Origin of the sequence: Shewanella sp. SACH (assembly GCF_001887095.2) — a bacterium.
Classification (GTDB): Bacteria; Pseudomonadota; Gammaproteobacteria; order Enterobacterales; family Shewanellaceae; genus Shewanella; species Shewanella baltica.
Window position 1 is genome coordinate 436118 of sequence record NZ_MPDG02000002.1, and the last position, 22552, is coordinate 458669.

Consider the following 22552-nt stretch of genomic DNA (forward strand, 5'->3'; position numbering starts at 1 on the left):
ATAAAAGCGAAGTCTAGGACTTCGCTTTGGGCTTAACTTATTGTCTTTTACAACTCCTGTTTTTAGAAGTTATAGGTGACACCTAACATAAAGTTGCGTCCCATCAGTGGAGCGTAATCTTTAAGTAACGAGGTGTGTGGCCGCGCGTCTTGGTCGAGTAGATTTGTGCCTTTGACATAGAACAGCATGTCACCCGCAGAAGTATATAAACGGTATGTGACGGCGGCGTTCACTAGCGCATAACCGGCCGTTTCGGTTTCATTTTCGGCGGTATCCGTTTGTTTAGCATAGCCAATCGCGCCGACTTCAGCGTGCCATTGTTGTTGGTCAAAGTTTAAAGTTGAACCGATACGCATGGGCGAAATGAGTGGCAAGTTACCACCATCGACCAACTTGCCGCGGGTGTAATCGCTGAACATATCCAATGACCAAGTATCGTTGAACGGGATACTGGCTTGGGCCTCGAGGGAATAAAGCTCGGCATCGCCTTGGGTGTATTGGTAAACCGGTAAATCACCTTCAGCATCGCCGTTGATTATGTCAGAGGCGATTAAGCCCGTATTTTTCTCGTAATAGAAATTATTGACTCGGTTGTAGGCCATGCTCAATGAGCCTGTCCACGCACCCTCTAATTTGCGCAGGGTTAAGTCGATATTGTTGGCGACCTCTTTATCGTTATTGCCACTGTTAGTGATGATTTGACCATTTTCAACGCTGAACTGCGAACCAAGCTCAAAGCTTTGGGTGGCATCGTGGGGACCATAGCTGTAAAGCTCTTCGGCGGTGGCCGAACGTTGGGCGCGGGTGAGCGACAGTCCCAAGTTATAGGCGGGATCGAAGTCCCACACCATACCCGCCGATACGGTGAGATCATTATCGACTAGGTCTTCGGCTTGGTAGGTTTGTTCGCCATTTAGTGTGTCTAACGTCATGCTGTCTGGCGCTAAGCGGTAATGCTCTAAGCGGCCGCCAAGCTCGAAGCGAAAATCTCCGACCTTACGCTCTTGCACGATAAAGGCGGCTAAGGTATCGGTTTTGCTGTCTGGTGTCAGCGCTTCTTCGCCTTCAACGGCAAAGTCACGGTGCACGGCATGCAGCCCCATAGTGCCTTGCCACTCACCCCAAGGACGATTGTTAAGGCTTAAGCGCGCTTCACTTTGCTTGTTAAAGAAAGTCGTGCCGGCTACCCCATCTTCTTCCTCAGCATGTTGATAATCTGTATAGCCAGCATCAAAACGCAGTTTACTGAAGCCAGCAAATGGATCTAACAAACCACTGTGCAGCTGCCATGCAGTTTTCTTTAAATCTATGGTGATATCGGGTGCATCGGCTTCGCCGCGGCCGGGAATACCGTAATTCGATTCAGTGCGCGCGCCGGATACGCTGACAAATCCCGTGTCACCCGTATAGCCAACACCTGCGGCATAGTCGTCGAGTTTTTGGTTACTGTTCGCCAGTTTTCCATGGGTTTCGGGCAGATTGGCAATGGCATTTCCCGGAATATCGACATCGTCGGTAATGCGGTGGGTGCCATCTACATGCCAATTGAACTGACCATTGCCACCATCGATATCCCCGTTAAAGGTACGGCCATTACTGGCTGTGTCGTAGCGAGTGCCAAATTGCCCCGACAGCTCATCGACTGGGCTCTCGTGGTAGCGCTTATCCACCACATTGATCACACCGCCAATGGCGCCGTTCCCGTAAAGCAATGTGCCGGGGCCGCGCAGGATCTCAATTTGCTGCGCCGAGGCGGCTTCTGCTGTTACCGCGTGATCGGCCGATACCGTCGATGCATCACCAACAGACAGGCCATTTTCAAGCACTTGTACTCGAGGACCGCCCATGCCGCGAATGATGGGGCGACTCGCCCCCGCGCCAAAGTGGGAGGCTTGAACGCCGGGCAATTTTTCTAAGGTGTCACCTAGCGTCGGCTCGATATTGAGCTTGAGTTGATCTTCGGTTAACACACTGATTGGCGTCGTGCTTTCGAGCGCAGAGCGGGCGAGCGGCGATGCGGTCACGACAATGTTTTCCATCGCCGTTTTGGTTAGTGAAATATCCTGGGTCATCGCGCCAGTGGTTATCTGCAAATCCCTATCAACATGCTTAAACTCGGCATCGCTAATGTGGAGATGGATATGACTATTGTCGGCGACAGTTAACTGATACTGGCCCTGAGGATTTGTGGTTGTGCTCGTCCCACCGTCGATGCTGACAAGGGCGCCAGCGATAGGTGCGCCTTGCAGATCGGTCACTTGACCTTGTAATTGAGCGGCCATAACCGGTGAACACACGCCAGCCACTGCTAGCGCTATTGAAGATAGTGCAAGTTTCATTGTGCCTTTCCTTTAGATAAGCAAAAAAATAGATTTTTAAATGATTGAATTTGCTTAAAACAGTAAGGGCGGTGCACGCACGTTGAAGTGGCGTAACCAAGGTAAACTCGGTTGTTGATAAGGTTTCTGCGGGATGCTTTCAGCTTGCTGCAATCCCATCGGCGGCATAAGCACAGACGATGGACCTGCATTTTGCTCATGACCAAAATCGCACAGGAAACAGTGGGCATGCTCATGTTCCAAACTGTGTTCAGCAGAATGCGACAGCGCAACCGATTGGATGACAATCAGCCACAAGCCGAGCAGTAGCCAAAGCCACGTTCTGTGAGTCGGGGAACTTGAGTGAGTCATTATTCTTCTATGGGTCAGAGTTATCTTAGCGCCGCACCAGTCGTCGAGCGCGAGATACAGTTGATCCTAATTTGTGACCCGACCCTACTTGAATTGTCAGTCTTGGGTCTAGTTAACTTTTGTTAACCAAGAATACTTAATCGGTTTCGATGATGGGGTAATTTAATCTATTAACTTGTTTTTATTATTGATTTTAATCATTTCAATTTATGTGGATTGACGAAGATGAAGGTTTTAAGGCCCTATTTACATCCTCAATCGATTCAGCTGATAAGCGTATTGGGCGCGAAGTTTCCCCTCGCTTAGGTTCACTTCCTTGCGCTTTGCTGACTGTACTTCTTATCTGACGATATTATCGTCGCAAAAATGTCACTGCTTGTGCAGTGGCGGATAAAAAGACTAGGGCGTGTTGACGTTTCGAGATTGAATTTTGTTCGCTCTGGCAAGTTCGTGATCGCGAAACGAGGAGTGAAGTGTAGTTATTCTACTCAAATGACGAGTGACAAAGAGCAAGAGCTTGCCAGACGAACCCTTCGGGCAGCGTTTGGCTGGCATTTCTGCCGCGTTATCGCCCGTTTATGTAGAATAACTACACCACACGGGCTTTGCCTTGCATAAAAGCCAGCCAAATCGCTGCAAAAACAACCCTGAAACGTCAACACACCCTAACAAACTGTTGTAATATGTAGCGCTAAATAACGACTAGAAATGTGAATTAAATGGGCATGCGTATTCTTTGGTTTTTTGTGTTAACGCTCAGCATTCTTCCCGGTACCGCTGCGGCATCGGATATTGCTAGCAGTGTCAATGGAGGTTCAAATCGCCTTGCCGACGGCGGTGATTTTGAACTGGGTATGAGTGTTTACGGGGTCAACCAAATTGATGTTCGGCAAACCGATTCCGGCGCTGCGCAATTGTCGCTGTTGGTCAGTGGCATGTATCAGTACAAAGGCATGTTTGTTGAGATGATCCACCAATCTCAGGATGGGGTTAATCTTGGGGTGAATCTTTGGAGTTCAGAGGATTGGTCCTTTGATCTGTTATTGGCGAATTTACAGGGTTCATGGTCACGTCCAGATGTGGACCCCAGCACACTCGATGAAGCTGGCCGCAATGCTTATCTACTATCGGAAGATTCGCTCTATATTGGCGCAGGTTTTCGTGCCACGCGTTACTGGGGCGATAACTACGTTTTCCAGTACAGATTAGTATCTGATTATTATGATGATCAGGGTATTCAGAGTTCCGCCAGATTGGGTAAGTCTTGGCAGGTACGTAATTGGAATTTTCACGTATTGGGGAGCGTGGGCTACTCATCAGCCACCTTGAATCGTTATCTTTTTGGTGTCAGCAAAGAAGAAGCAACCGAACTCTTTCCCGAATATCACCCGAGCAGTTCTTTTAGCTACGGCATGGAGCTCGGTGTTGCCTATCCGCTGAGCGAGAGTTTTGTATTTAGAGCCATGTATCGCTTCAATGTGTTATCCCAAGAAGTGACCGACAGCCCTTTCAATCAAGCTGGCTATGCATCGTACTTTAATGCCTCTATCAGCTATGTGTTTTAGGGGCGTGGGCATGAAGCGATTTTATTTATGGCTAGTGTTACTGAATGCGCCTTTTTTTGCTTGGGGTCAGGACGATTCGGTGATTTTTACTGCGACCCCAGAGCGCTGCATTGCGCTCCATAAAGGGCAAACTTGCTATCAAGATGTGTTGTTTCGATGGCAAACACCTGCGAGCGGCGAGTATTGCCTCATACTCACTGACCGCCAGCACCAGCTAATCTGCTGGAGCGGCAAAGCCATGCAAGAATACCAATATAGTTTTGAAGGCGATAAAACGGCGACCTTTAGTTTGATCCGTAATGATGATGTGCAACCACTGGCGCAGGTCAAAGTAGTGGTGACTTGGGTTTATAAGGCCCCTAAACAGAGTCAGTCAGGTTGGAGGTTATTCTAATATGTCAGTTGAAAAGCACATCTTAGTGGTCGAAGACGATATCTCGCTGGCAGAGTGGATCAGTGATTATTTACTGGATCACGGTTACGAAGTCACGGTTGCCAGCCAAGGCGATTTTGCCTTAGAGATGATAGCCGAAGAGATACCTGATTTAGTGTTACTCGACGTGATGTTACCCGTTAAGAATGGTTTCGATGTCTGTAAGGAAGCGAGGGCATTTTATGCTGGACCCATTCTCTTTATGACGGCTTGTGTTGAGGATGGGGATGAGATCCGCGGATTAGATGTCGGGGCAGATGATTACCTGACAAAGCCGATCCGGCCACAGGTGTTGTTAGCGCGGATAAAAGCCCTGTTACGCCGTGTGGGTGATGAGGAACAAAAACAACAGTTAGTGTTTGATTCGCTGGTACTCAATGCGACGGCCAAATCGGTCACTATTGATAAACAGCCGTTGGATTTGAATGCCAATGAGTTCGATGTGTTGTGGCTGCTGGCATTGAAGGCGGGCACGATAGTGAGTCGTAATGAACTGGTGGCTCAGCTTCGAGGCATTGAATACGATGGCCTAGATCGCTCGGTTGATATTCGCATATCGCGTTTACGCAAAAAATTGCAGGAAGCGTTAAGCCAGCCCTATAAAGTGAAAACCATCCGTGGCAAGGGATACCTGTTTTGCCGCGACGAAGGTGAGCAAGCTTTATGAAGAAGTTGATGACTTCACTGGTGCTGGTGGTGCTGGTGGCCATTGCGAGCCTAGGCTGGTCGATAAGCGAGTTTGCCAGTCTGCTAGATCATGATAATGACACGCAAACCCCAGCCACTCACCTCGCCGCATTAAAACTACTGGGCGGCACACTGGCGCAAACGCTCGATAACGATAGCGTTAACAATCACAGTTTTATCGCAAGCTGGAACCAGCTAAATTCAGAGCAATTGTCTTTAGCGAGTGAAGCCGATTTCGTTTTACCCTCAGCCCTAAAAACCGCGTTTTATGCTGGGGAATCACTCCTGCTGGAGTCCGATGACGGCATCTCCTTGCATTATTTACTGCCAAAAACGGGGCAGGTATTGAACATTAACACCGATATCGTCACGCCCACCGATGTCAGCTTTGACTTGAATAAGCTGTATACCATGCTTTTTTATGGCGGCGTGGTGCTGATTTTGTTGGTGTGGGTGTCACCCTTGATCCGTCAGCTGGTTAATCTCAGTAAGGCGACCCAAGCGTTTGGTATGGGGGAGTTGCAGCAGAGAATTCCTGTTAGAAAAACGTCGTACATAGGTACTATTGAAAGCGAATTCAACCGTATGGCGGATCGTATTCAGCAATTGATCGATGACAATAAACTGCTCAGTCGAGCTGTTTCTCACGATTTAAAAACTCCGATCGCACGGCTAAGATTTGGCATTGAGGCGCTGGAAGAAACCCAAAGCGAACAGCTCAGAGTGAAGTATTTCCAGCGCTTGAACCGCGATCTAGACACTATGGAAGACTTGGTAATGACGTTGCTGAGTTATGCCCGCCTCGATGAAGCGAATATCCAGCCCGATTGGCAGTCGATTGAACTCAATGCTTGGCTACTCGAAAAGTATCAAGGTCAAGTGTACCCCGATTTTTCGGTTGAACTGGTTCCCTATCCCACAGCTCTCAAGATCAAGACAGACCCTAAGTACTTATCAATGCAGGTGAATAATTTGCTTAATAATGCGCTGCGTTTTGGTAAGGCAAAGATTCGGCTGACGTTGGCAGTCGAGGAGGGCGGGACCTGGTTACACGTTGACGATGACGGTCCAGGCATAGATGAACTGGAGTCTGCGCAGGTGATTAAGCCTTTTGTACGAGGTCAGCACAGTCGTGGAAATTCCGGTCATGGCATGGGATTGGCGATTGTCGACAGAATTGGTTGTTGGATGAATGCCCCATTACGTATTGGACGCTCCCCTGAGCTCGGTGGCGCTCGCATGTCACTAAAATTCAAGGCTGAAGTTTAACGCTGGAGTTTAGGGTTGGAGATTTAGACCGGAATTTAAGGCTGAATTTTAAAGCGGAGTTTAAGGCAAGAGTTTAAGACTGGATTTTAATGCTGCATAACCATCAGGCAAAGCGAGCAATGTCTCGATGTAGCGATAAAACAGCACCAGCCTAGAAGCTAGGCTGGTGCTCGTTTGATTCGCAATTAACCTTTCACATCGACATTGTTAAGTATGTAATCCGTGTCGTAGATACGTGAACTGGTATTTTCTGGTTTGCTATGTAAACCTGTGACTTCGACCATGACAGAAGTTTCTTGATTCATCGTCGAACTCCCCCACAAAATGTCGTTACTGCTGTTCTTTCCTACCCCAAATTGGCCCACTGCGTCACGATCGGTTTGTTCGCGAGTGAAAGTGAAGTAGCTATAACCTGCCTGTTTGCATAACTCAGCCGATTTACGCATGACGTACTTTCGGGCCAATGCGCGGTCAGTGTTGGTATTGCCAACAAAGCTAATCTGCCAGCTATCGGGTGCAATCTGTGCGGTTTCAAAGCCTTTACCGAAAGACCAAAATTGTTTTTCGGTATCGTATGAAGTGGCGCAAGCTGAAAGCATCAGGGCTAATCCAGCACACAAAAACGTTTTTTTGATCGATGTCATGGTCTTGTCTCGTCAGGTTAGTTAGAAGCTATAGCTCACGCCAAGAGTAGTAACCCACTGGTTGCTACTGTCGATTAGCGGAGAGTCAGCCATGTTGGCAGCTATGTGCGAGTAACCAGTGGCTTGAGTAATGTCTAAATGCTTAGTGACTGGAATAACCAAAGCGTAACCTAGCTTATATGCGAAGGTGCCGTCGGCTTGATAAGCAGGGCGCTGCGCCGTGGCTTCAGATGACGTCACACCTGTGTAGTAGTTTGCGAAGTCTTTACTGAAATAGTGCACACCCGCATAAGGCACCAGATCCCCAAAGCCCAGATTTATTGGATGGTAGTAGGTGATATCAGCTTGAAAACCATCATAAACATTTGTCACATCGTGTTGGAATTTGGTTGATAACGTGCCTGTGCCTAAATGAATGTCGGCGTTTAAACCCAGATCGCCACTGAATTTGCGATCCTTCATGCCAGTTAAAATATCGGCGTCATTGGCATCAAAGCCGGGATTGGCAACCACAAAAATGCTGAAGTTAACGGCACTGTCGTTGGTGCCTAAAAAGCGGTAGTTGATACCGGACAGATCGGCGTTGAAGTCCTCTCCGTGGTAGCCGCCATTGAGGTAGATACCTGTCTGGTGATCTTGACCCTTATAAAACTGACTGCCAGTAGCTCCACCTGCGCCAGCAAAGAACTGATCTTGATGACTATAGATATTACCGTTACGAATGTAGGTATTGCTTTCAGCAAGCGCGTGGCTCGACATCAAAACACTTGTGATTACAAAGCAAAGTTTTTTCATTTTTTTGATCCTTAAGACATCTGTCTAGTGACTGTGGCGCCACTATATTTCAGTTCTTAACAGGACTCTGTATCCGAATGTAACCTGAAGCATTTTACCGGAGGACCGTCGAAGGGTATCGGGCTGAGTATGCTGCTGCGAGTTTAACGAGGGTAATACGATAGCTTTGTGCTTGGTCAGTGTAAGAGAGTTTGGGGTAGAGGGTTTGCCGTTAACCTAAAGCGAGGTGCGACAAGGAGGCGGTATTTAGAATGGGAAAGTGGCGTTGAGCTGAATGAAATCAATAGCATCAGGTGTATTGGCCTGATGCTATTGGTTATTCAAACGACTTAGCCGGCTAAGCCTAGGGGCTAAGCCTAGGGGTTAAGCCTAGGGGTTAAGCCTAGGGGTTAAGCCTAGGGGTTAAGCCTAGGGGTTAAGCCTAGGGGCTAAGATTCGGGGGCTAAGATTCGGGGGCTAAGGGCAAGGTAATCTGAATTTATCGGACAGTTCGTTTAATCGCACTAATAGCTCAGACGATAGTGTGACTTTTAGGCTGTCGATATTTTCTTTCAGTTGATACAAGTCGGTGGCGCCGATAATGTTGGAGCCGACAAACTGACGTGAGTTAACAAAGGCTAACGCCATTTGCGCTGGCGTGAGTTTGAACTCGCGGGCCAAATCGACGTAGGCTTGCGTGGCCTCCAGTGCCATTTGCGAACCTGTGTAACGGGCGAAACGCTTAAACAAGGTCAGGCGTGCACCTTCAGGCCATTGGTCGTTGCAGTATTTGCCGGTTAAGGCGCCAAAGGCCAGTGGTGAGTAAGCGAGCAGCGGCAGGTTTTCGCGGTGGCTGATTTCGCTCATGCCGACTTCGAAGCTGCGATTGAGCAAGTTATAAGGGTTTTGCACACTCACAATACGCGGCAGACCATGTTTTTCGGCCAGTTGCAGGTACTTCATCAAGCCCCAAGGTGTTTCGTTCGACACACCGATATAGCGCACTTTACCTTGGCGAATGACTTCGGCGAGGGCTTCTAGGGTTTCGAGGATCGGCGTTTGATGTTCTTGATCCTGTTGATCGTAAAACAGTTCACCAAAGAAGTTGGTATTTCGGTCGGGCCAATGGATTTGATAAAGATCGATAGTGTCGATTTGGAGGCGTGCTAAGGAGGCATCGACCGCTTGGTGGATGTTGTTCCAGTCCAGCGCCATATTCTTGCGAATATAATCACTCTTACCACCCGGTGCGGCAATTTTAGTGGCAATCACTAGGTCGTCACGGTTGCCGTGTGCCTTGATATATTGCCCCAGAATACGCTCGGTTCCCCCTTGGGTTTCGGGCTTAGGTGGGACGGGATACATTTCCGCCGTATCGATAAAGTTGATGCCATTTCCTATGGCGTAGTCCAGCTGTGCAAATGCTTCGGCTTGGGTATTTTGTTCGCCCCAAGTCATAGTGCCCAAACAGATTTTGCTGACCTCGAGATTAGAATGCGGTATGCGTCTGTATTCCATCTATTTCTCCTACGAAAACTCTCTTAGTTTGAGGCTACCAAGCTTTTGCTGTAAAGCAAAGGTTAAACCATAGGTTGAAATGTTAGTGCGCTAAAAATAGCCAGCCCGCTAAACGGTATTGCGCACTTTTGAGGCATGCCATTGGTTGAAGTTTGTTCTCTGAGTCGCGCTTTTAACGGTTTTATCGCTTTGCTGCACTGAGATGGGGATTTTGGCTTATTTTTGTAAACCTTAGGTATGACTAAATCAGTAATAACGTATTTATGAATAAATTGTTATAAAACTACATTTATAGATCGCGGCGAGTTTGGAAGTGAATCTATGTCACAAAACGGCGTAAATTTACGTATCTAACTTACGAATTTGCGGCGGAATGTGACGCCAATATCGGAAACTGGGTTAACAAATCTCTACCCTGAATTTATCTAAAAATTTTTCATGGTTGATATTTGTGATGGCAGATTTTTCAAACCAAATTGTAACGATCAAAAAAGGCCTCGACTTGCCGATTGCTGGCGAGCCGCGACAGGTCATTGAACTCGGTGCTAAGCCATCCCAAGTGGCTGTTCTGGGTGAAGAATTCGTTGGGCTTAAGCCGACGATGTTGGTCGAAGAGGGCGATTGGGTTCAAAAGGGCCAAGCCCTGTTTGAAGATAAAAAAACACCGGGCGTGTTGTTCACTGCACCCGCTAGTGGCCAAGTCGTGGCGATTAACCGCGGCGAGCGCCGAATTCTACAATCGGTTGTCATTCGTTGTGATGACGGCGAAAACCGCGATGGACAGATTTCCTTCGAAATCCATCAAGACATCGCCGCTTTAGCAAGGTCAACCGTTCAGGCGCAATTAGTGAAAAGCGGTCTATGGACTGCACTGCGTACGCGGCCTTTCTCGCGCGTGCCTGCGCTCGATAGCACGCCCGCAGGGATTTTTGTTACCGCAATTGATACTAATCCACTGGCCGCCGATCCGCGTTTGATCATCGCCGAGCAAACCGAGGCTTTTAAAGCTGGCTTGCTGGTGTTGAGCCGCTTAACCGAGGGCAAGGTTTACCTGTGTCAGGATAAGGGCGAAGCGATTGTGAAAGAGGCATTGCCGCAACTTGAGCTGCGCCGTTTTGACGGGGTTCATCCTGCAGGTTTAGTCGGCACTCATATTCACTTTATTCTACCTGTGAGTTTAGAGCGTCAGGTATGGCATATCGGCTATCAAGACGTGATTGCCTACGGCAAGTTATTCCAAACCGGTGAGTTATATACCGACCGCATCGTCGCCTTAGGTGGCCCGAGCGTGCTAAATCCGCGTTTACTGCGCACTCAGTTGGGCGCCGAGTTAAGTCCTTTAGTCAGTGATGACATCAAACCCGGCCAAAACCGCGTGGTATCGGGCTCAGTGTTATCTGGCCATACCGCGGTTGGTGTGCATGACTTTTTAGGCCGATTCCACAACCAAGTGTCAGTGCTGAGCGAAGATGCGCAGCACCATGTGCTTTCTTGGGTACGGGGTGGCTCGGATAAATTCTCTATTACCCGCGCGGTGACATCACGTTTGTTTGGTGCCACTAAGCTGTTCGAATTCACTACCCATCAGGGCGGTTCAGCCCGCGCCATGATGGCCTTTGGTCAGCTAGATCGCGTGATGCCACTGGATATTTTACCCACCTTGCTCGTTCGAGACTTAGTGGTGCGTGATACCGATGAGGCGCAGGCCTTAGGTGCATTGGAGTTAGATGAAGAAGATCTGGCGCTGTGTACTTTTGTGTGTCCCGGCAAATATGACTTTGGTAAAGAATTACGTGCCTGTCTAGATGTTATCGAGAGGGAAGGTTAATGACTAAGCAAGTTAAAAAACCTGATTTACAGCAAGCCCCAGATTTACAAGAAGCTACTGATTTACAGGAAGAATACTACGCAACGGGTAAGTCGATGAAGGGCTTTTTGCGTTCACTCGTCATTGCCAGTGGCCACAGCACTAAGGGTAAAGTGCATGTGCGCGACGCGATTGACGTGAAACGTACCATGACGCTAGTCGGTTTGTGTTTACTGCCCGCCATTTTATTCGGTCTATATAACATTGGCCTACAGGCACAGCTTGCGCTTGCGGGCGGCTTATCGACCCCAGATATTTGGAAGTTAGAAATCTTTAATACCCTGTTTGGCGGCCTTAGCCAAGACACTGGGATATTAGGTTTATTCCTCTATGGTCTTAGTTTTTATCTGCCGATTTACCTGACAGCGCTGCTGACCAGTTTGTTCTGGGAAGTGGTATTTGCGCGGGTTCGCGGCCAAGAGTTGCACGAAGGTTTCTTCGTTACAGCCCTGCTATTTACCTTAATCTTGCCAGTATCGACACCGCTATGGCTGGTGGCCATGGGGATTTCCTTCGGTGTGGTTGTGGCTAAAGAGCTGTTTGGCGGTATGGGATATAACTTCCTTAACCCTGCGCTGGCGGGCTTGGCTTTTATCTACTTTGCCTATCCCTCTGAAGTTGCAACCATTAAACAGCTGGTTGCCGTTGATGGTTTCTCTGGTGCGACTGCACTGGCACAAACCGCAGCGGGCAAGCTGAGCTTTGCCGATTACGCTTGGTTTAGCGCCTTTAGCGATCCTAATTGGTGGAACAACTTTTTTGGCTTCACCGTGGGCGCAATTGGTGAAACCAGCACCTTAGCGATTTTGATCGGCGGTTCATTACTGCTGATCAGCCGCTTAGCCGACTGGCGCATTGTGCTCGGTGTGCTGCTGGGCATGATTGCGACTGCAACGCTGTGTAATTACATCGGTTCTAGCAGCAATGACATGATGGCAATGCCGTGGACTTGGCATCTAGTCACTGGTGGTTTTGCACTGGCGATGATGTTTATGGCCACCGATCCTGTGACCACTTCCTACACTCGCCAAGGCAAATTTGCCTACGGTGCTTTGATTGGTTTTATGACAGTGCTTATCCGTGTCGCTAACCCCAAAATGCCTGAGGGCGTGATGTTAGCCATTCTGTTCGCCAACCTTTGGGCGCCGCTGTTCGATTATCTGGTGGCCCGCGCCAACATCAAACGGAGATTAAAACGTCATGGTCTTTAAGAAAGATACTGTGGTGGGGACCATGATCTTCACCATCACGCTCTGCCTCCTGTGCTCGTTTATGATCACAGGCACTGCAGGCATATTGAAAGAACGTAAAGTCGCCAAAAAACGTGACGAAGTGAAGCGTTATGTGTTGATGGCAGCCGATGTGAACTTAGGTCAGGACTCTGATTTTAGAGAGATTTTCGCTAAATCGGTTAAGCCATTATTGATCAACCTAGACACAGGTAAGGTGGATTCCGACGCTAACGTACTCGATTTTGATGAGCGTATGGCGGCGATTAATCCTGAGACCTCAAGCGCACCGAAAAAGGACATCGCCAAGATTAAAACCCGTGCGAACGATGCCCGCGTATTTAAAGTGCTCGATGCCGACGGCAAGTTAGACAGTGTGGTTGTGCCTTTCTACGGTAAAGGTCTGTGGTCGATGATCTACGGCTATGTGGCGGTTGAACCAGATTTCAACACCATTAAAGGGCTAGTGGTGTACGAGCACGGTGAAACCCCAGGTATCGGTGACTTTGTGACGGATCCCCATTGGTTATCACTGTGGAAGGGTAAGCAATTATTTGATGAAAAAGGCAAATTTGCTATGCGCCTCGTTAAAGGCGGCGCTAAAGAAGGCGATGTCCACGGTGTCGATGCTGTGAGTGGCGCGACCATGACAGGCCGCGGCGTGCAGCGCGCAATGGAGTTTTGGTTTGGGGTTGAGGGTTTTCAAACCTTCTTCAATCAGCTGAAAGCGACGGCCGCGCAGGGTGAATTGCAAGGTGAGTTGGGAGAGGCAAAATGAGCAACACTTTATCCATGCGTGACATGTTAACGGGGCCAGTGTTTGCTAATAACCCCGTCGCGATGCAAGTGCTGGGCGTATGTTCGGCGCTGGCGGTCAGTAACTCAATGCAAACCGCTGTGGTAATGACGCTCGCAGTGACCTTTGTGTTGGTGTTTTCTAACCTGATTATCTCTGCCATCCGTAACTTTATCCCGACCAGTGTGCGCATTATCGCGCAGATGACGGTTATCGCCTCCTTGGTGATTATCGTCGACATGGTGCTGCAGGATGTGGCCTATGAGTTATCTAAGCAACTTTCTGTATTCGTTGGGTTAATTATCACTAACTGTATCATCATGGGCCGCGCTGAAGCCTTCGCCATGAAGTATCCACCGCATTTAGCGGTCGTCGATGCGCTCGGTAATGCGACAGGTTATGGCTTGATTTTGATCAGCGTCGCCTTTGTACGCGAGCTGCTAGGGACAGGCAATTTATTCGGTCATAGCGTGTTTACCACCATTGAAAACGGCGGTTGGTACTTGCCAAACGAGATGTTCAAGTTACCTCCGAGCGCCTTCTTCCTGATCGGTGTGCTGATTTGGACTATCAATGTGATCCAGCGGAAACGGGGTTAAGGAGCAGATATGGAACACTATATAAATCTATTTTTGCAGGCCACTTTTATCGACAACATGGCGCTGTCGTTCTTCTTAGGCATGTGTACTTTCTTGGCCGTGTCTAAAAAGGTGTCAACTGCCTTTGGTTTAGGTGTAGCCGTGATAGTGGTGATGACCTTAGCCGTGCCGTTAAACCAGATCATTTACGTCAAAGTGCTCGCGCCTGGCGCGCTGTCTTGGGCGGGATTACCCGGTATCGATTTAAGTTACCTGCAACTGATCACTTTCATCGGTGTGATTGCGGCGTTAGTGCAAATCCTTGAAATGTTTTTGGATAAGTACATTCCTAGCCTGTATGACTCCCTTGGGATCTTCTTACCTTTGCTCACAGTGAACTGCGCGATTTTTGCTGGGGTGATCTTTATGGCGAACCGTGATTACAACTTCGGTGAGTCAGTGGTGTTTGCTATGGGCTCGGGTCTTGGCTGGGCGGTGGCGATTGTGCTGCTGGCGGGACTGCGCGAAAGAATGAAATTCAACGCGATTCCCGAAGGCTTACAAGGTATTGGTATCACCTTTATCACAACAGGCTTGATGGCGCTGGGCTTTATGTCTTTCTCGGGGATCTCGCTGTAAAGCTACAGTAGGCGAGCCAAGAGTTGAGAAAGTGAAACCAGATTCTTTTTAGAAAAGAGCTAGAAAAGGGTAATACGATGGAAATGGCAATTGGCATAGGCATGTTCACGCTAGTGGTCTGTCTATTGGTGATAGTGATTCTAATCGCCAAAAAGCAATTAGTGGCTTCGGGTGAAGTGACGATCAGCATCAATGAAGATGCCGAAAAAAGCATTCAAGTTGCGGCGGGTGACAAGTTACTCGGCGCCTTGGCGAGTCAGAGTATTTTTATTCCGTCAGCCTGTGGTGGCGGCGGAACCTGCGGTCAGTGCCGAGTGAAAATCAAATCGGGCGGCGGTGATATTCTGCCGACTGAAATGGGCCATATCACCAAGAAAGAGGCTAAAGAAGGTTGTCGTCTCGCCTGCCAAGTCTCAGTGAAAACCGATATGGAGCTTGAGCTCGACGAAGAAATTTTCGGTGTGAAAAAGTGGCAATGTCAGGTGATCTCTAATGATAACAAGGCGACTTTTATCAAGGAGTTATTGCTTGAGTTACCGGCAGGTGAAGATGTTCGCTTTAAAGCGGGGGGTTATATTCAAATTGAAGCGCCAGCCCATGTGGTGAAATACGCTGACTTTGATATTCCTGAAAAATACCGTGGCGATTGGGACAAATACGGCCTGTTTGATATAGTCTCGACCGTCAATGAAGAAGTATTGCGCGCTTACTCTATGGCCAACTATCCCGATGAAAAGGGCCGCATTATGCTGAACGTGCGGATTGCGACGCCGCCATCGGCCAATGTGCCAGCGGGCAAGATGTCATCTTACATCTTCAACCTGAAAGCGGGCGATACAGTGACGATTTCTGGGCCATTCGGTGAGTTCTTTGTGAAGGAAACCGATGCGGAAATGGTGTTTATCGGCGGCGGTGCGGGCATGGCACCTATGCGTTCACACATTTTCGATCAGCTTAAGAGTAAGAAAACCACACGTAAAATGAGCTTCTGGTACGGCGCCCGTTCAACCCGTGAAGTGTTTTACCAAGCGGATTTCGATGCCCTAGCGGCCGAAAATGACAACTTCGTTTGGCATGTGGCGTTATCTGAGCCATTGCCTGAGGATAATTGGACTGGCTACACTGGCTTTATCCATAATGTGATTTATGAGAATTATCTTAAAAATCATAAGGCACCAGAAGATTGCGAGTACTACATGTGTGGTCCTCCAATCATGAACTCTTCAGTGATTAAGATGCTCGAAAGCCTAGGTGTTGAACCAGAAAACATCCTACTCGATGACTTTGGTGATTAGCCGTTAAACTTAAGCTAGAGCTAGAGCTTAATCAGAGCTTCAATTAGCGGTTAAAGCTTGAAACTTATAACTCGCGTTAAGGCAACTTAACGCGAGTTTTGTTTATTGCTTGTTAGCGTTTTTAAGTTCAAAGCCTCTAACAATGACATATGCGATAAGGGCAAATATAAATACGATAAGATACATCCATGCGATACTTTGCAAAGTTTCAATAATTGTCCGATAGATCTCAATAGTCCAACGTTCTAGAGTTAGCTGTAGAATTTCAACATCTTTATGTCGAGCGGAAATGTAGCGTTCTAAATCATAAATTCTAACTCCACCAGAAATGCCCACAACGTATGTGGCAAAAATAATATATTTTTGCCAAGCGGCACTGATTGAATCTTGAATTATTCGAGAAAATATTTCTCCCAGTGGTTTTTTGAAAATCGAAACAACTAGAAATGAAACGGTTATAGATAGTGCAAATGTAATAAACAGTAATGTAAAAAACATGCTCTCTCCTTAGAACAGATAATCAAATTGAAAACTTTACCAGCCATTTAAAATCAACAACATAATCTGCTTTCGGCTTACGTTAAAGTGAATTGTGATTGAGATCGCTTTAAGGATTTGTGCCTAGTGGGTGTCAATATTTGTGAATGACTTTGCATTTAAAAACAATCAAACGAAGTTTGAAAAGCATAAAGTCGCCTCATAGTTATCAGTCTGTACTGGTCAACTCCATTCACTTTTAAAGGCTCAGTCCAGACTGTCATTCCAAATTTCAAACACAGCAACACTAAAAAAACTTGTGATATGCTTGCCGCTTTCAAATCTGGCCATTGGCCAATTACGTTAAGGATAACCCATGCGTTTGAGTGTTATCAGTACCCTGTTTACTGGTTTTTTATTATTTCCAAGTGCCAATAGTATTGCCGCATTACTAGAGACTGGGACTGAAAAAGCGCAGAGCGTGCAAGGTGATAAGTCGATTGCCGTTGAAAGCCAAACCGCATCTTCAGTATCGAAGGTGGCGGAGATTAAGATCTTAATCCAAGCCGCGATAAAGGATTCGCCACAGCCATTTAGTGGCAGTGTTATCCTGCTTGAGCAGGGCAAGCCGCAGTTTGAACTGCAAAAGGGCGAAGGTATTAGTCAAGATTCGCGCTTTGTGATGGCATCGCTCTCTAAACAAATCACTGCAACCTTGATATTACAGGCACTCGATGCGGGGAAACTCGACTTAAATCAAACGCTAAATCATTACCTTTTTGGTGATGCGAAGGGAGATAACGAGGCACTAAAAGGCACTGTGGCGGGTACAAATTCAAGTGCAAACGCTTTAAATCCCAGTCGTTATGACGAGCGGATTACGCTACACCAACTGCTGACTCATACATCGGGCGTCGATAAACTGGGTAAGGCCAATCGATTCGAGCCGGGTAGCCAATTTGAATACTCCAACTTCGGTTATTCACTTTTAGGGCAAGTGCTTGAGAAGGTCAATCACCAATCCTTTGCCGAGCAAGTGGCGCAGTTTGCAACGCGATACCAGTTTAATGGCCTGAGTGCTGAGCTTGGCAGTATTGAGGCTATTCGCGCCAAAGTGCCTTCACTCGCCATAGGTTTACAGGAAAGCGAGGTGATTGCCCCTGCTGACTTAGTGCTTGATGAAGCTTTGTTGCCCGCAGGGGGATTAATTGCTTCAGCGCCAGCTTATGCCGCCTTTCAGTATCTATTACATTCTGGCAAGTTGATGAGCGCAGAGAGTTATCAACGGATGACAACGGCGTATACCGAGATCCAATTCTTATGGCCGAATATGCGCTATGGCTATGGGGTGAGGATCAATAAGGACGATGGCCTCGTCGAATACAGTCATACGGGCTATTTATCTGGCTATATGTCGATGACACTGCATTATCCCGAATTTAATTTGGATCTGGTGATGCTGGAAAATCTATCGCTAAATCTTAATGATCGCACTCGAGTATTTGAACTGCATAATCAGATACGTCAAATCATTCGTAGCCAGTTACTGCTTGCTAAAGTGTCTAATGTTAAGCCTTAAGTCTCTCCATTATGTTGGCTAATAGACGGCTAAGTCAGATGGTGTGAGTCTCGAAAGCATAAAGCCCCAACGTTAGGGCTTTATGCTTGGTACTCGTTGGTAGTTAAGGTGCTAATCGTTACCAGAAGCGCTTTCTCAGTGCGGTTTCAATTTCGATATCAACCCTAAAGTACTGCAAAATCGTCCAGACTGAATCGACTAAAGCTTCGGTTAGGGCGGGATAATCATCCTCGATTAACTTGTTTATCTCATCGACCGTATCATCGATATATTCCTGCACGCTTTCTTCAAACTCCGCTTGGGTGGCCTGATTGCGGAAAAAGCTAAAATCATTCAGTTTTTCAATCAGCAGATCGAGCTGTTCTTCTATGCCTTTAAATTGGGCGACAGTGATATCGGGATCCTTTGCGATAAGTTTAAAGAAGCTCTGCACTTTGGTTTTGAGATCGAACAGCGTTGGGATTTGGTTTTTATCTGAAGCCGCATTACTTACCTCTAATTTGGCCTTTTTAGACGCTATATCTAGTTGGCCAGTAGGAGCGTTATCATCCGCAGTCTCGGTTGTCTGCATATTTGAGATAGGCTTAGTTTCAGTCTGGGCGTGAACTTGAGTCGGCTGTTGCATTGTTTCGCCATTAATATGTTGCATCAGGCGACGGCTGAAATAGCTTTCTGGCTCCGCTACTTCGAGTGCTCGCTCAAGCTGAGTTTCACTGTAGGAGGCTATTTGCAGCAGTGCTTCGAAAATCTCCTTATATTCCTGCTCTATAGCTGCGATCAGCGGGCTATTGCCGCGGCAGTTCTCAGTTGTTAAGTCGGCGCCATATTGTTGCAATAGCCTTAAGATCCGCACCGCCGTTGATTCAAAGCGAGGAAACTCGATTGAGCTGCCACCTATCACTGCGCAAAGGGCGGGGGTGGTGTCTTCAGCATTGATGGCATTAGGGTTTGCGCCATGTTCGAGTAGCGCTTCTACGCAGGACTGCGCGCCGTAGTAACAGGCGCACATGAGTGGCGTAAATTGCTCATCTACTGAGAATTCTTCAATTTTAGCTCCGTGGCGCAGTAAGAGTTCAACAGTATTACGTCGCATGGGGCCAGTGATTTGATCCCACCAGTAGGTCGAAATCGCCTTGTGTAGAATGGGCGAGTTATCATGGCCGCAATGGGTAAAAATATCCCCGCCTTGGTTAATAAGCCATTCAAGTAGTTGGGTTCGACAGGAGATAGCCGCCGCAGACACATAGTTAGTGTTGTAGATATTGGTGAGGTTTAAATCCAGCCCCTTGGTGAGCAGATATTCCATCACTTGAATAAGTGTTGCTTGATCTTCTTTACCTGAACCACGCTGGCAGAGGGTGAGTAAGGTCGGTTCATCCACTGCACCAAATTTTTTATTGATATCCATGCCATATTGCAGGAACAGATCGAGGAACTCGGGCAGAAAGGTTTTGTTTTCGACCATTGGATAAATCAGTAGTCGTAAGTTCGACCAGACTAACATCTCATAGGCTTTACCCGTATTTACAAATTCGGCATTAGGATTAGCGCCATATTTGAGCAAGAGTTCAAGGGCTTGATAGATGTAACTCCGTTTATTCACATCGGTAAATTTGGCGAGGTCAAGATATTGGTTGAGCAAGGGGGAATGGTCGGCCTCGGGCGGAGTCATCCTATAGATGCGATTAATATCGACGGTGACCTTAAGTAGCTTTTCGATAATGCCAAGGTCAAATTCTGAGGTCAATGCCGCATAGACTAAACTTTTGGCGTGGGAGTCAGCTTTGAGCTGCGGATAATGGTCTAGCAGATATTCAGTATATTCTTGTGATTTGGCATAAACACAAAGCTCTAGTAAATTGGCATCGTCCCAGAAGCTGCTGTCGTTGGCCATAATATAACGGGACTTTTTAAATTCAGGAAAGCGTTTTACTAAAGGAGCAAAGGCTTCAATCCCCCAAAATCCGCTCGAGGAGATAATATTTTCAATTAGACTTAATTTACCAATGTCTAATGGGATATCTTTATTAATGATATGCAGGAATAGATCTTTACTTCGTTCATCATATAATATTTCTAGCGGGTGGTTTACTTCACCATTGGTCCAAAAGCTCACCGGTTTATTGATGTCTAACTTAGCTGTAAGTAGAAGATCGATCATATCTCTACGTTGATGATCCTGATAGATATACTGCGGATTAGGATGAAATAGATAGTTGAGCCAGCAATTATTGTATTGATTTTGAAAGTAAAGATTGGCACCAGAGTCTAGGTATAGGGTAACGAGTTCAGAGTTATTATATTCAATAGCCGAATGCAAGGCACTGAAGCCATTGCATTCGATTTTAGCGCCTTTGTTGAGCAAGTATTTTATAAGCACTAAATCGGACTGAGGACGGCAAGATAGAGGAACTAATATGTTACAGGGCGAAACATTGAGATCAATAAAATTGAGATCTCCACTATCGGTAAGAAATTGATCAACTTTCTTTATTTTAGCCGAGGTCGAAAGTGTGTTATCTAGGCATATTTCCCGAAGAGTGAGTTTCTTATTACTAAAAATCCAACTGAGCATAATGTTCCCTATTTAATGCCGTTAACAACATGGTATCAAACGCCTTTCAATTTATTAAAAATTGAGCGAGGTAAAATTGCCATATTTTAATGCAATTAAGTTAAGAAAAACTATGCCCTAAGACTGATAATTAAAATCATCTTGCTGTATAACAATTTTTTGATAAAAATTGACAATGCCAAACAAGTTGAATCATGGCTATTTGGCATTGTTACTTCAGTCTGAATTCCGCTTTGTATTCTATTTATTAAGTTCTAGCAGCATCGGCATTTCGCAGGCGTCGTGGCCTGTGTTGCCTAGGGGAGAGGATAGATGCACAAAGCCCAATTTCTCATAGAGTTTTACGGCTTCATTTAACGCGGCTGTGGTTTCTAAATAGCAGCTTTGATAACCCGTTTCGCGGGCGAAATCGAGTGCCATTAACGCTACGCGCGTTGCAAGTCCTTTGCCGCGAATTTCGGGCATAAAGTACATTTTCTGCAGTTCACAGACCCCCTCATTGTTGGCTAACGGCGCAATACCAGCGCCGCCTAAAATGCGCCCCTCTAATTCAATAATCCAATAGCTGGCGCCCGCTTGGGAGTAAATCTGGCTGAGGCAATCTAAGGTCGGGTCGGCCACGCTATAACCTTTATCTGCGGTTAAGCCGTATTCGGCCGAGACATCGCGGATGACTTTGGCAATCGCGGCATCATCTTGGGCTGTGGCTTGGCGAATGTGACAGCCACTTTGGTGTTTGGCGTTATGTACGGCTTGGTTATATAACATGAGTGCCTCTTCGATTTGTGAGGTTTGTGCTGGGGTCAGTTGGGCTAAGATCTCTTGAAATAATTGATTTTGTTGAGTATCTAATTTCAGGAGTAACTTCTTCCCCGCGGGCGTAAGTTGTACGACTAAACAGCGACTGTCCCGAGGATGAATTTGACTCAGGGCAAGATTTTTATCAATCAGATGCTTAATGGCTCGGCTCGCATTGGACTTATCTATGCTGAGTTTGCAGGCCAGCTCTTTGATGGTCAGCGGCTGCTTGCCTATCTCAAACAAGGCGTGGGCTTGCACTGGCGAGAGGGGCAAATCTCCAAAGGCGGCGTTGAGCATGCCTAAATTCCTCACCAGATAGCGAGATAAGTGCCTGAGTTGGGCGGATGAGCCTGATTCCGCCGTTTGCTTAGCGTGAGTCACAGGCTTAGCTGGATCTGGAGTCGATGGTGCGTCTGTTTGAGCCATAGTCGAATGGGTTTGGTTGCATGTCACAACTAAGTTAGCGGGCTTCAACTGCGCTTGCAACATGTTACTAACAAGTTTGTGCGTAAATATCGGGATTTAATAGCGGCGCCATGGCGAGAATAATCGCTTGGGTGTAATTACTTTCACGGGTCGCGTGGCCGTGGGTGAGCAAACCTATGGCACCGCCTTTTTGTTTGATATTGACGGTATTGAACAATCTATCCATCACATGCCCGAGTTCTTCACCTGCTTCTAATGCCCGATAAACCTGCATTGGCAGAGGTAAAATTGCGCTGCGGCCAATGGCAAGTTGGTCTTTATGCCCAATGGCGATATAGGCGAATGTGGCTGGGCCAAAGTCGAAACAATCGACACCGCCTTCCATCGCAAAATAGTAGTCGGCTTGAGTATCTTGTTGATCCTGTTGTTGACAGTAGTGCACCCGATTAATCGCCCCTTGGCGAGTGTCTTTATCTGTCATTGGCTGCGCAGCAACACCTGAAGGCGCATCCATACCGCTGGCTTCTATGATACTGTCAGGGAACAGTTGTGCCATCGCTTTGGTTGCCGCGTTGATTTTTACTGGGTTTTTAGAACCCACTTTTATCTTGATAATGTTTTGTTGCATATAAGTTATTTATTTCAGCTTTTAATGTGGACGCTCGTTTGAATCATTGCTTAAATGGTCTGAGGTGTCTAAGCGTTTGGGT

Annotated in this window: 20 protein-coding genes; 11 read left to right on the top strand and 9 right to left on the bottom strand. The window is 47.1% G+C overall.

What is annotated here, in order from left to right; genetic code table 11:
- Positions 1-62: 62 nt before the first annotated feature.
- Together BM607_RS09855 and BM607_RS09860 are read right to left on the bottom strand one after the other, a co-directional pair.
- On the bottom strand, positions 63-2339 hold the full coding sequence (locus tag BM607_RS09855; RefSeq protein WP_087486515.1) for a TonB-dependent receptor: 2277 nt from the start codon (positions 2337-2339) through the stop codon (positions 63-65).
- A gap of 54 nt (positions 2340-2393) precedes the next feature.
- Positions 2394-2690 (bottom strand): hypothetical protein, encoded by a 297-nt coding sequence (locus BM607_RS09860; protein ID WP_071938537.1) that lies wholly within the window; start codon positions 2688-2690, stop codon positions 2394-2396.
- 725 nt (positions 2691-3415) lie between these two features.
- Between BM607_RS09860 and BM607_RS09865 the strand changes: the two genes are divergently transcribed.
- The 4 genes from BM607_RS09865 to BM607_RS09880 are packed head-to-tail and all read left to right on the top strand — an operon-like array spanning position 3416 to position 6644.
- Entirely contained in the window at positions 3416-4255 is an 840-nt protein-coding gene (locus tag BM607_RS09865) for a MipA/OmpV family protein (RefSeq protein ID WP_071938774.1), read from the top strand.
- Positions 4256-4265: 10 nt separating this feature from the next.
- A complete protein-coding gene (locus tag BM607_RS09870; protein WP_071938536.1) occupies positions 4266-4649 on the top strand; it encodes a DUF3019 domain-containing protein in 384 nt (127 codons plus the stop codon).
- A 1-nt stretch (position 4650) separates the two neighbouring features.
- Complete coding sequence (locus BM607_RS09875; protein WP_006080306.1) at positions 4651-5355, top strand: response regulator transcription factor; 705 nt, start codon at positions 4651-4653, stop codon at positions 5353-5355.
- A complete protein-coding gene (locus BM607_RS09880) occupies positions 5352-6644 on the top strand; it encodes an ATP-binding protein (RefSeq protein WP_071938535.1) in 1293 nt (430 codons plus the stop codon). The genes BM607_RS09875 and BM607_RS09880 overlap by 4 nt, the downstream gene beginning before the upstream one ends.
- Before the next feature lie 185 nt (positions 6645-6829).
- Here the strand turns inward: BM607_RS09880 and BM607_RS09885 are convergent, their stop codons facing one another.
- The 3 genes from BM607_RS09885 to BM607_RS09895 form a co-directional block, all read right to left on the bottom strand.
- A complete protein-coding gene (locus BM607_RS09885) occupies positions 6830-7288 on the bottom strand; it encodes a hypothetical protein (protein ID WP_006084046.1) in 459 nt (152 codons plus the stop codon).
- Between the two features lie 21 nt (positions 7289-7309).
- Positions 7310-8083, bottom strand: coding sequence for an outer membrane protein OmpV (gene ompV / locus BM607_RS09890; protein WP_071938534.1), 774 nt, complete (start codon positions 8081-8083; stop codon positions 7310-7312).
- A 456-nt stretch (positions 8084-8539) separates the two neighbouring features.
- Positions 8540-9580, bottom strand: a complete 1041-nt coding sequence (locus tag BM607_RS09895; RefSeq protein ID WP_071938533.1) for an NADP(H)-dependent aldo-keto reductase — start codon at positions 9578-9580, stop codon at positions 8540-8542.
- 454 nt (positions 9581-10034) lie between these two features.
- On the opposite strand from BM607_RS09895, the gene BM607_RS09900 reads away from it, so the two are divergent.
- From BM607_RS09900 to nqrF, 6 genes are all read left to right on the top strand, one after another.
- Positions 10035-11408: a Na(+)-translocating NADH-quinone reductase subunit A gene (locus BM607_RS09900; protein WP_071938532.1), complete on the top strand. Its 1374-nt coding sequence runs from the start codon at positions 10035-10037 to the stop codon at positions 11406-11408.
- Positions 11408-12658 carry an NADH:ubiquinone reductase (Na(+)-transporting) subunit B gene (locus BM607_RS09905; protein WP_071938531.1) on the top strand — a complete coding sequence of 417 codons (1251 nt, stop codon included), beginning with the start codon at positions 11408-11410 and terminating at the stop codon, positions 12656-12658. The genes BM607_RS09900 and BM607_RS09905 overlap by 1 nt, the downstream gene beginning before the upstream one ends.
- Entirely contained in the window at positions 12648-13454 is an 807-nt protein-coding gene (locus tag BM607_RS09910; protein WP_071938530.1) for a Na(+)-translocating NADH-quinone reductase subunit C, read from the top strand. Before BM607_RS09905 ends, BM607_RS09910 begins: the two co-directional genes overlap by 11 nt.
- Entirely contained in the window at positions 13451-14071 is a 621-nt protein-coding gene (locus BM607_RS09915) for an NADH:ubiquinone reductase (Na(+)-transporting) subunit D (protein ID WP_006080314.1), read from the top strand. The genes BM607_RS09910 and BM607_RS09915 overlap by 4 nt, the downstream gene beginning before the upstream one ends.
- Positions 14072-14080: 9 nt before the next feature.
- Entirely contained in the window at positions 14081-14689 is a 609-nt protein-coding gene (nqrE, locus tag BM607_RS09920) for an NADH:ubiquinone reductase (Na(+)-transporting) subunit E (RefSeq protein ID WP_006080315.1), read from the top strand.
- 77 nt (positions 14690-14766) lie between these two features.
- Positions 14767-15984, top strand: a complete 1218-nt coding sequence (gene nqrF / locus BM607_RS09925; protein ID WP_071938529.1) for an NADH:ubiquinone reductase (Na(+)-transporting) subunit F — start codon at positions 14767-14769, stop codon at positions 15982-15984.
- Positions 15985-16086: 102 nt separating this feature from the next.
- On the opposite strand, the gene BM607_RS09930 is transcribed toward nqrF, so the two are convergent.
- The gene (locus BM607_RS09930; RefSeq protein ID WP_071938528.1) at positions 16087-16482 is read right to left on the bottom strand and encodes a hypothetical protein; all 396 of its coding nucleotides are present in this window, start codon (positions 16480-16482) and stop codon (positions 16087-16089) included.
- A 355-nt stretch (positions 16483-16837) separates the two neighbouring features.
- Here BM607_RS09930 and BM607_RS09935 point away from each other — a divergent pair, with 355 nt between their 5' ends.
- Positions 16838-18040 (top strand): serine hydrolase domain-containing protein, encoded by a 1203-nt coding sequence (locus tag BM607_RS09935; protein WP_071938527.1) that lies wholly within the window; start codon positions 16838-16840, stop codon positions 18038-18040.
- A 118-nt stretch (positions 18041-18158) separates the two neighbouring features.
- Here the strand turns inward: BM607_RS09935 and BM607_RS09940 are convergent, their stop codons facing one another.
- From BM607_RS09940 to yjjX, 3 genes are all read right to left on the bottom strand, one after another.
- Positions 18159-20615: an ankyrin repeat domain-containing protein gene (locus BM607_RS09940; protein ID WP_071938526.1), complete on the bottom strand. Its 2457-nt coding sequence runs from the start codon at positions 20613-20615 to the stop codon at positions 18159-18161.
- A gap of 240 nt (positions 20616-20855) precedes the next feature.
- Positions 20856-21905 (bottom strand): bifunctional helix-turn-helix transcriptional regulator/GNAT family N-acetyltransferase, encoded by a 1050-nt coding sequence (locus BM607_RS09945; protein WP_083548572.1) that lies wholly within the window; start codon positions 21903-21905, stop codon positions 20856-20858.
- 4 nt (positions 21906-21909) lie between these two features.
- Positions 21910-22470, bottom strand: a complete 561-nt coding sequence (yjjX, locus tag BM607_RS09950; protein WP_071938525.1) for an inosine/xanthosine triphosphatase — start codon at positions 22468-22470, stop codon at positions 21910-21912.
- Positions 22471-22552: the final 82 nt, after the last annotated feature.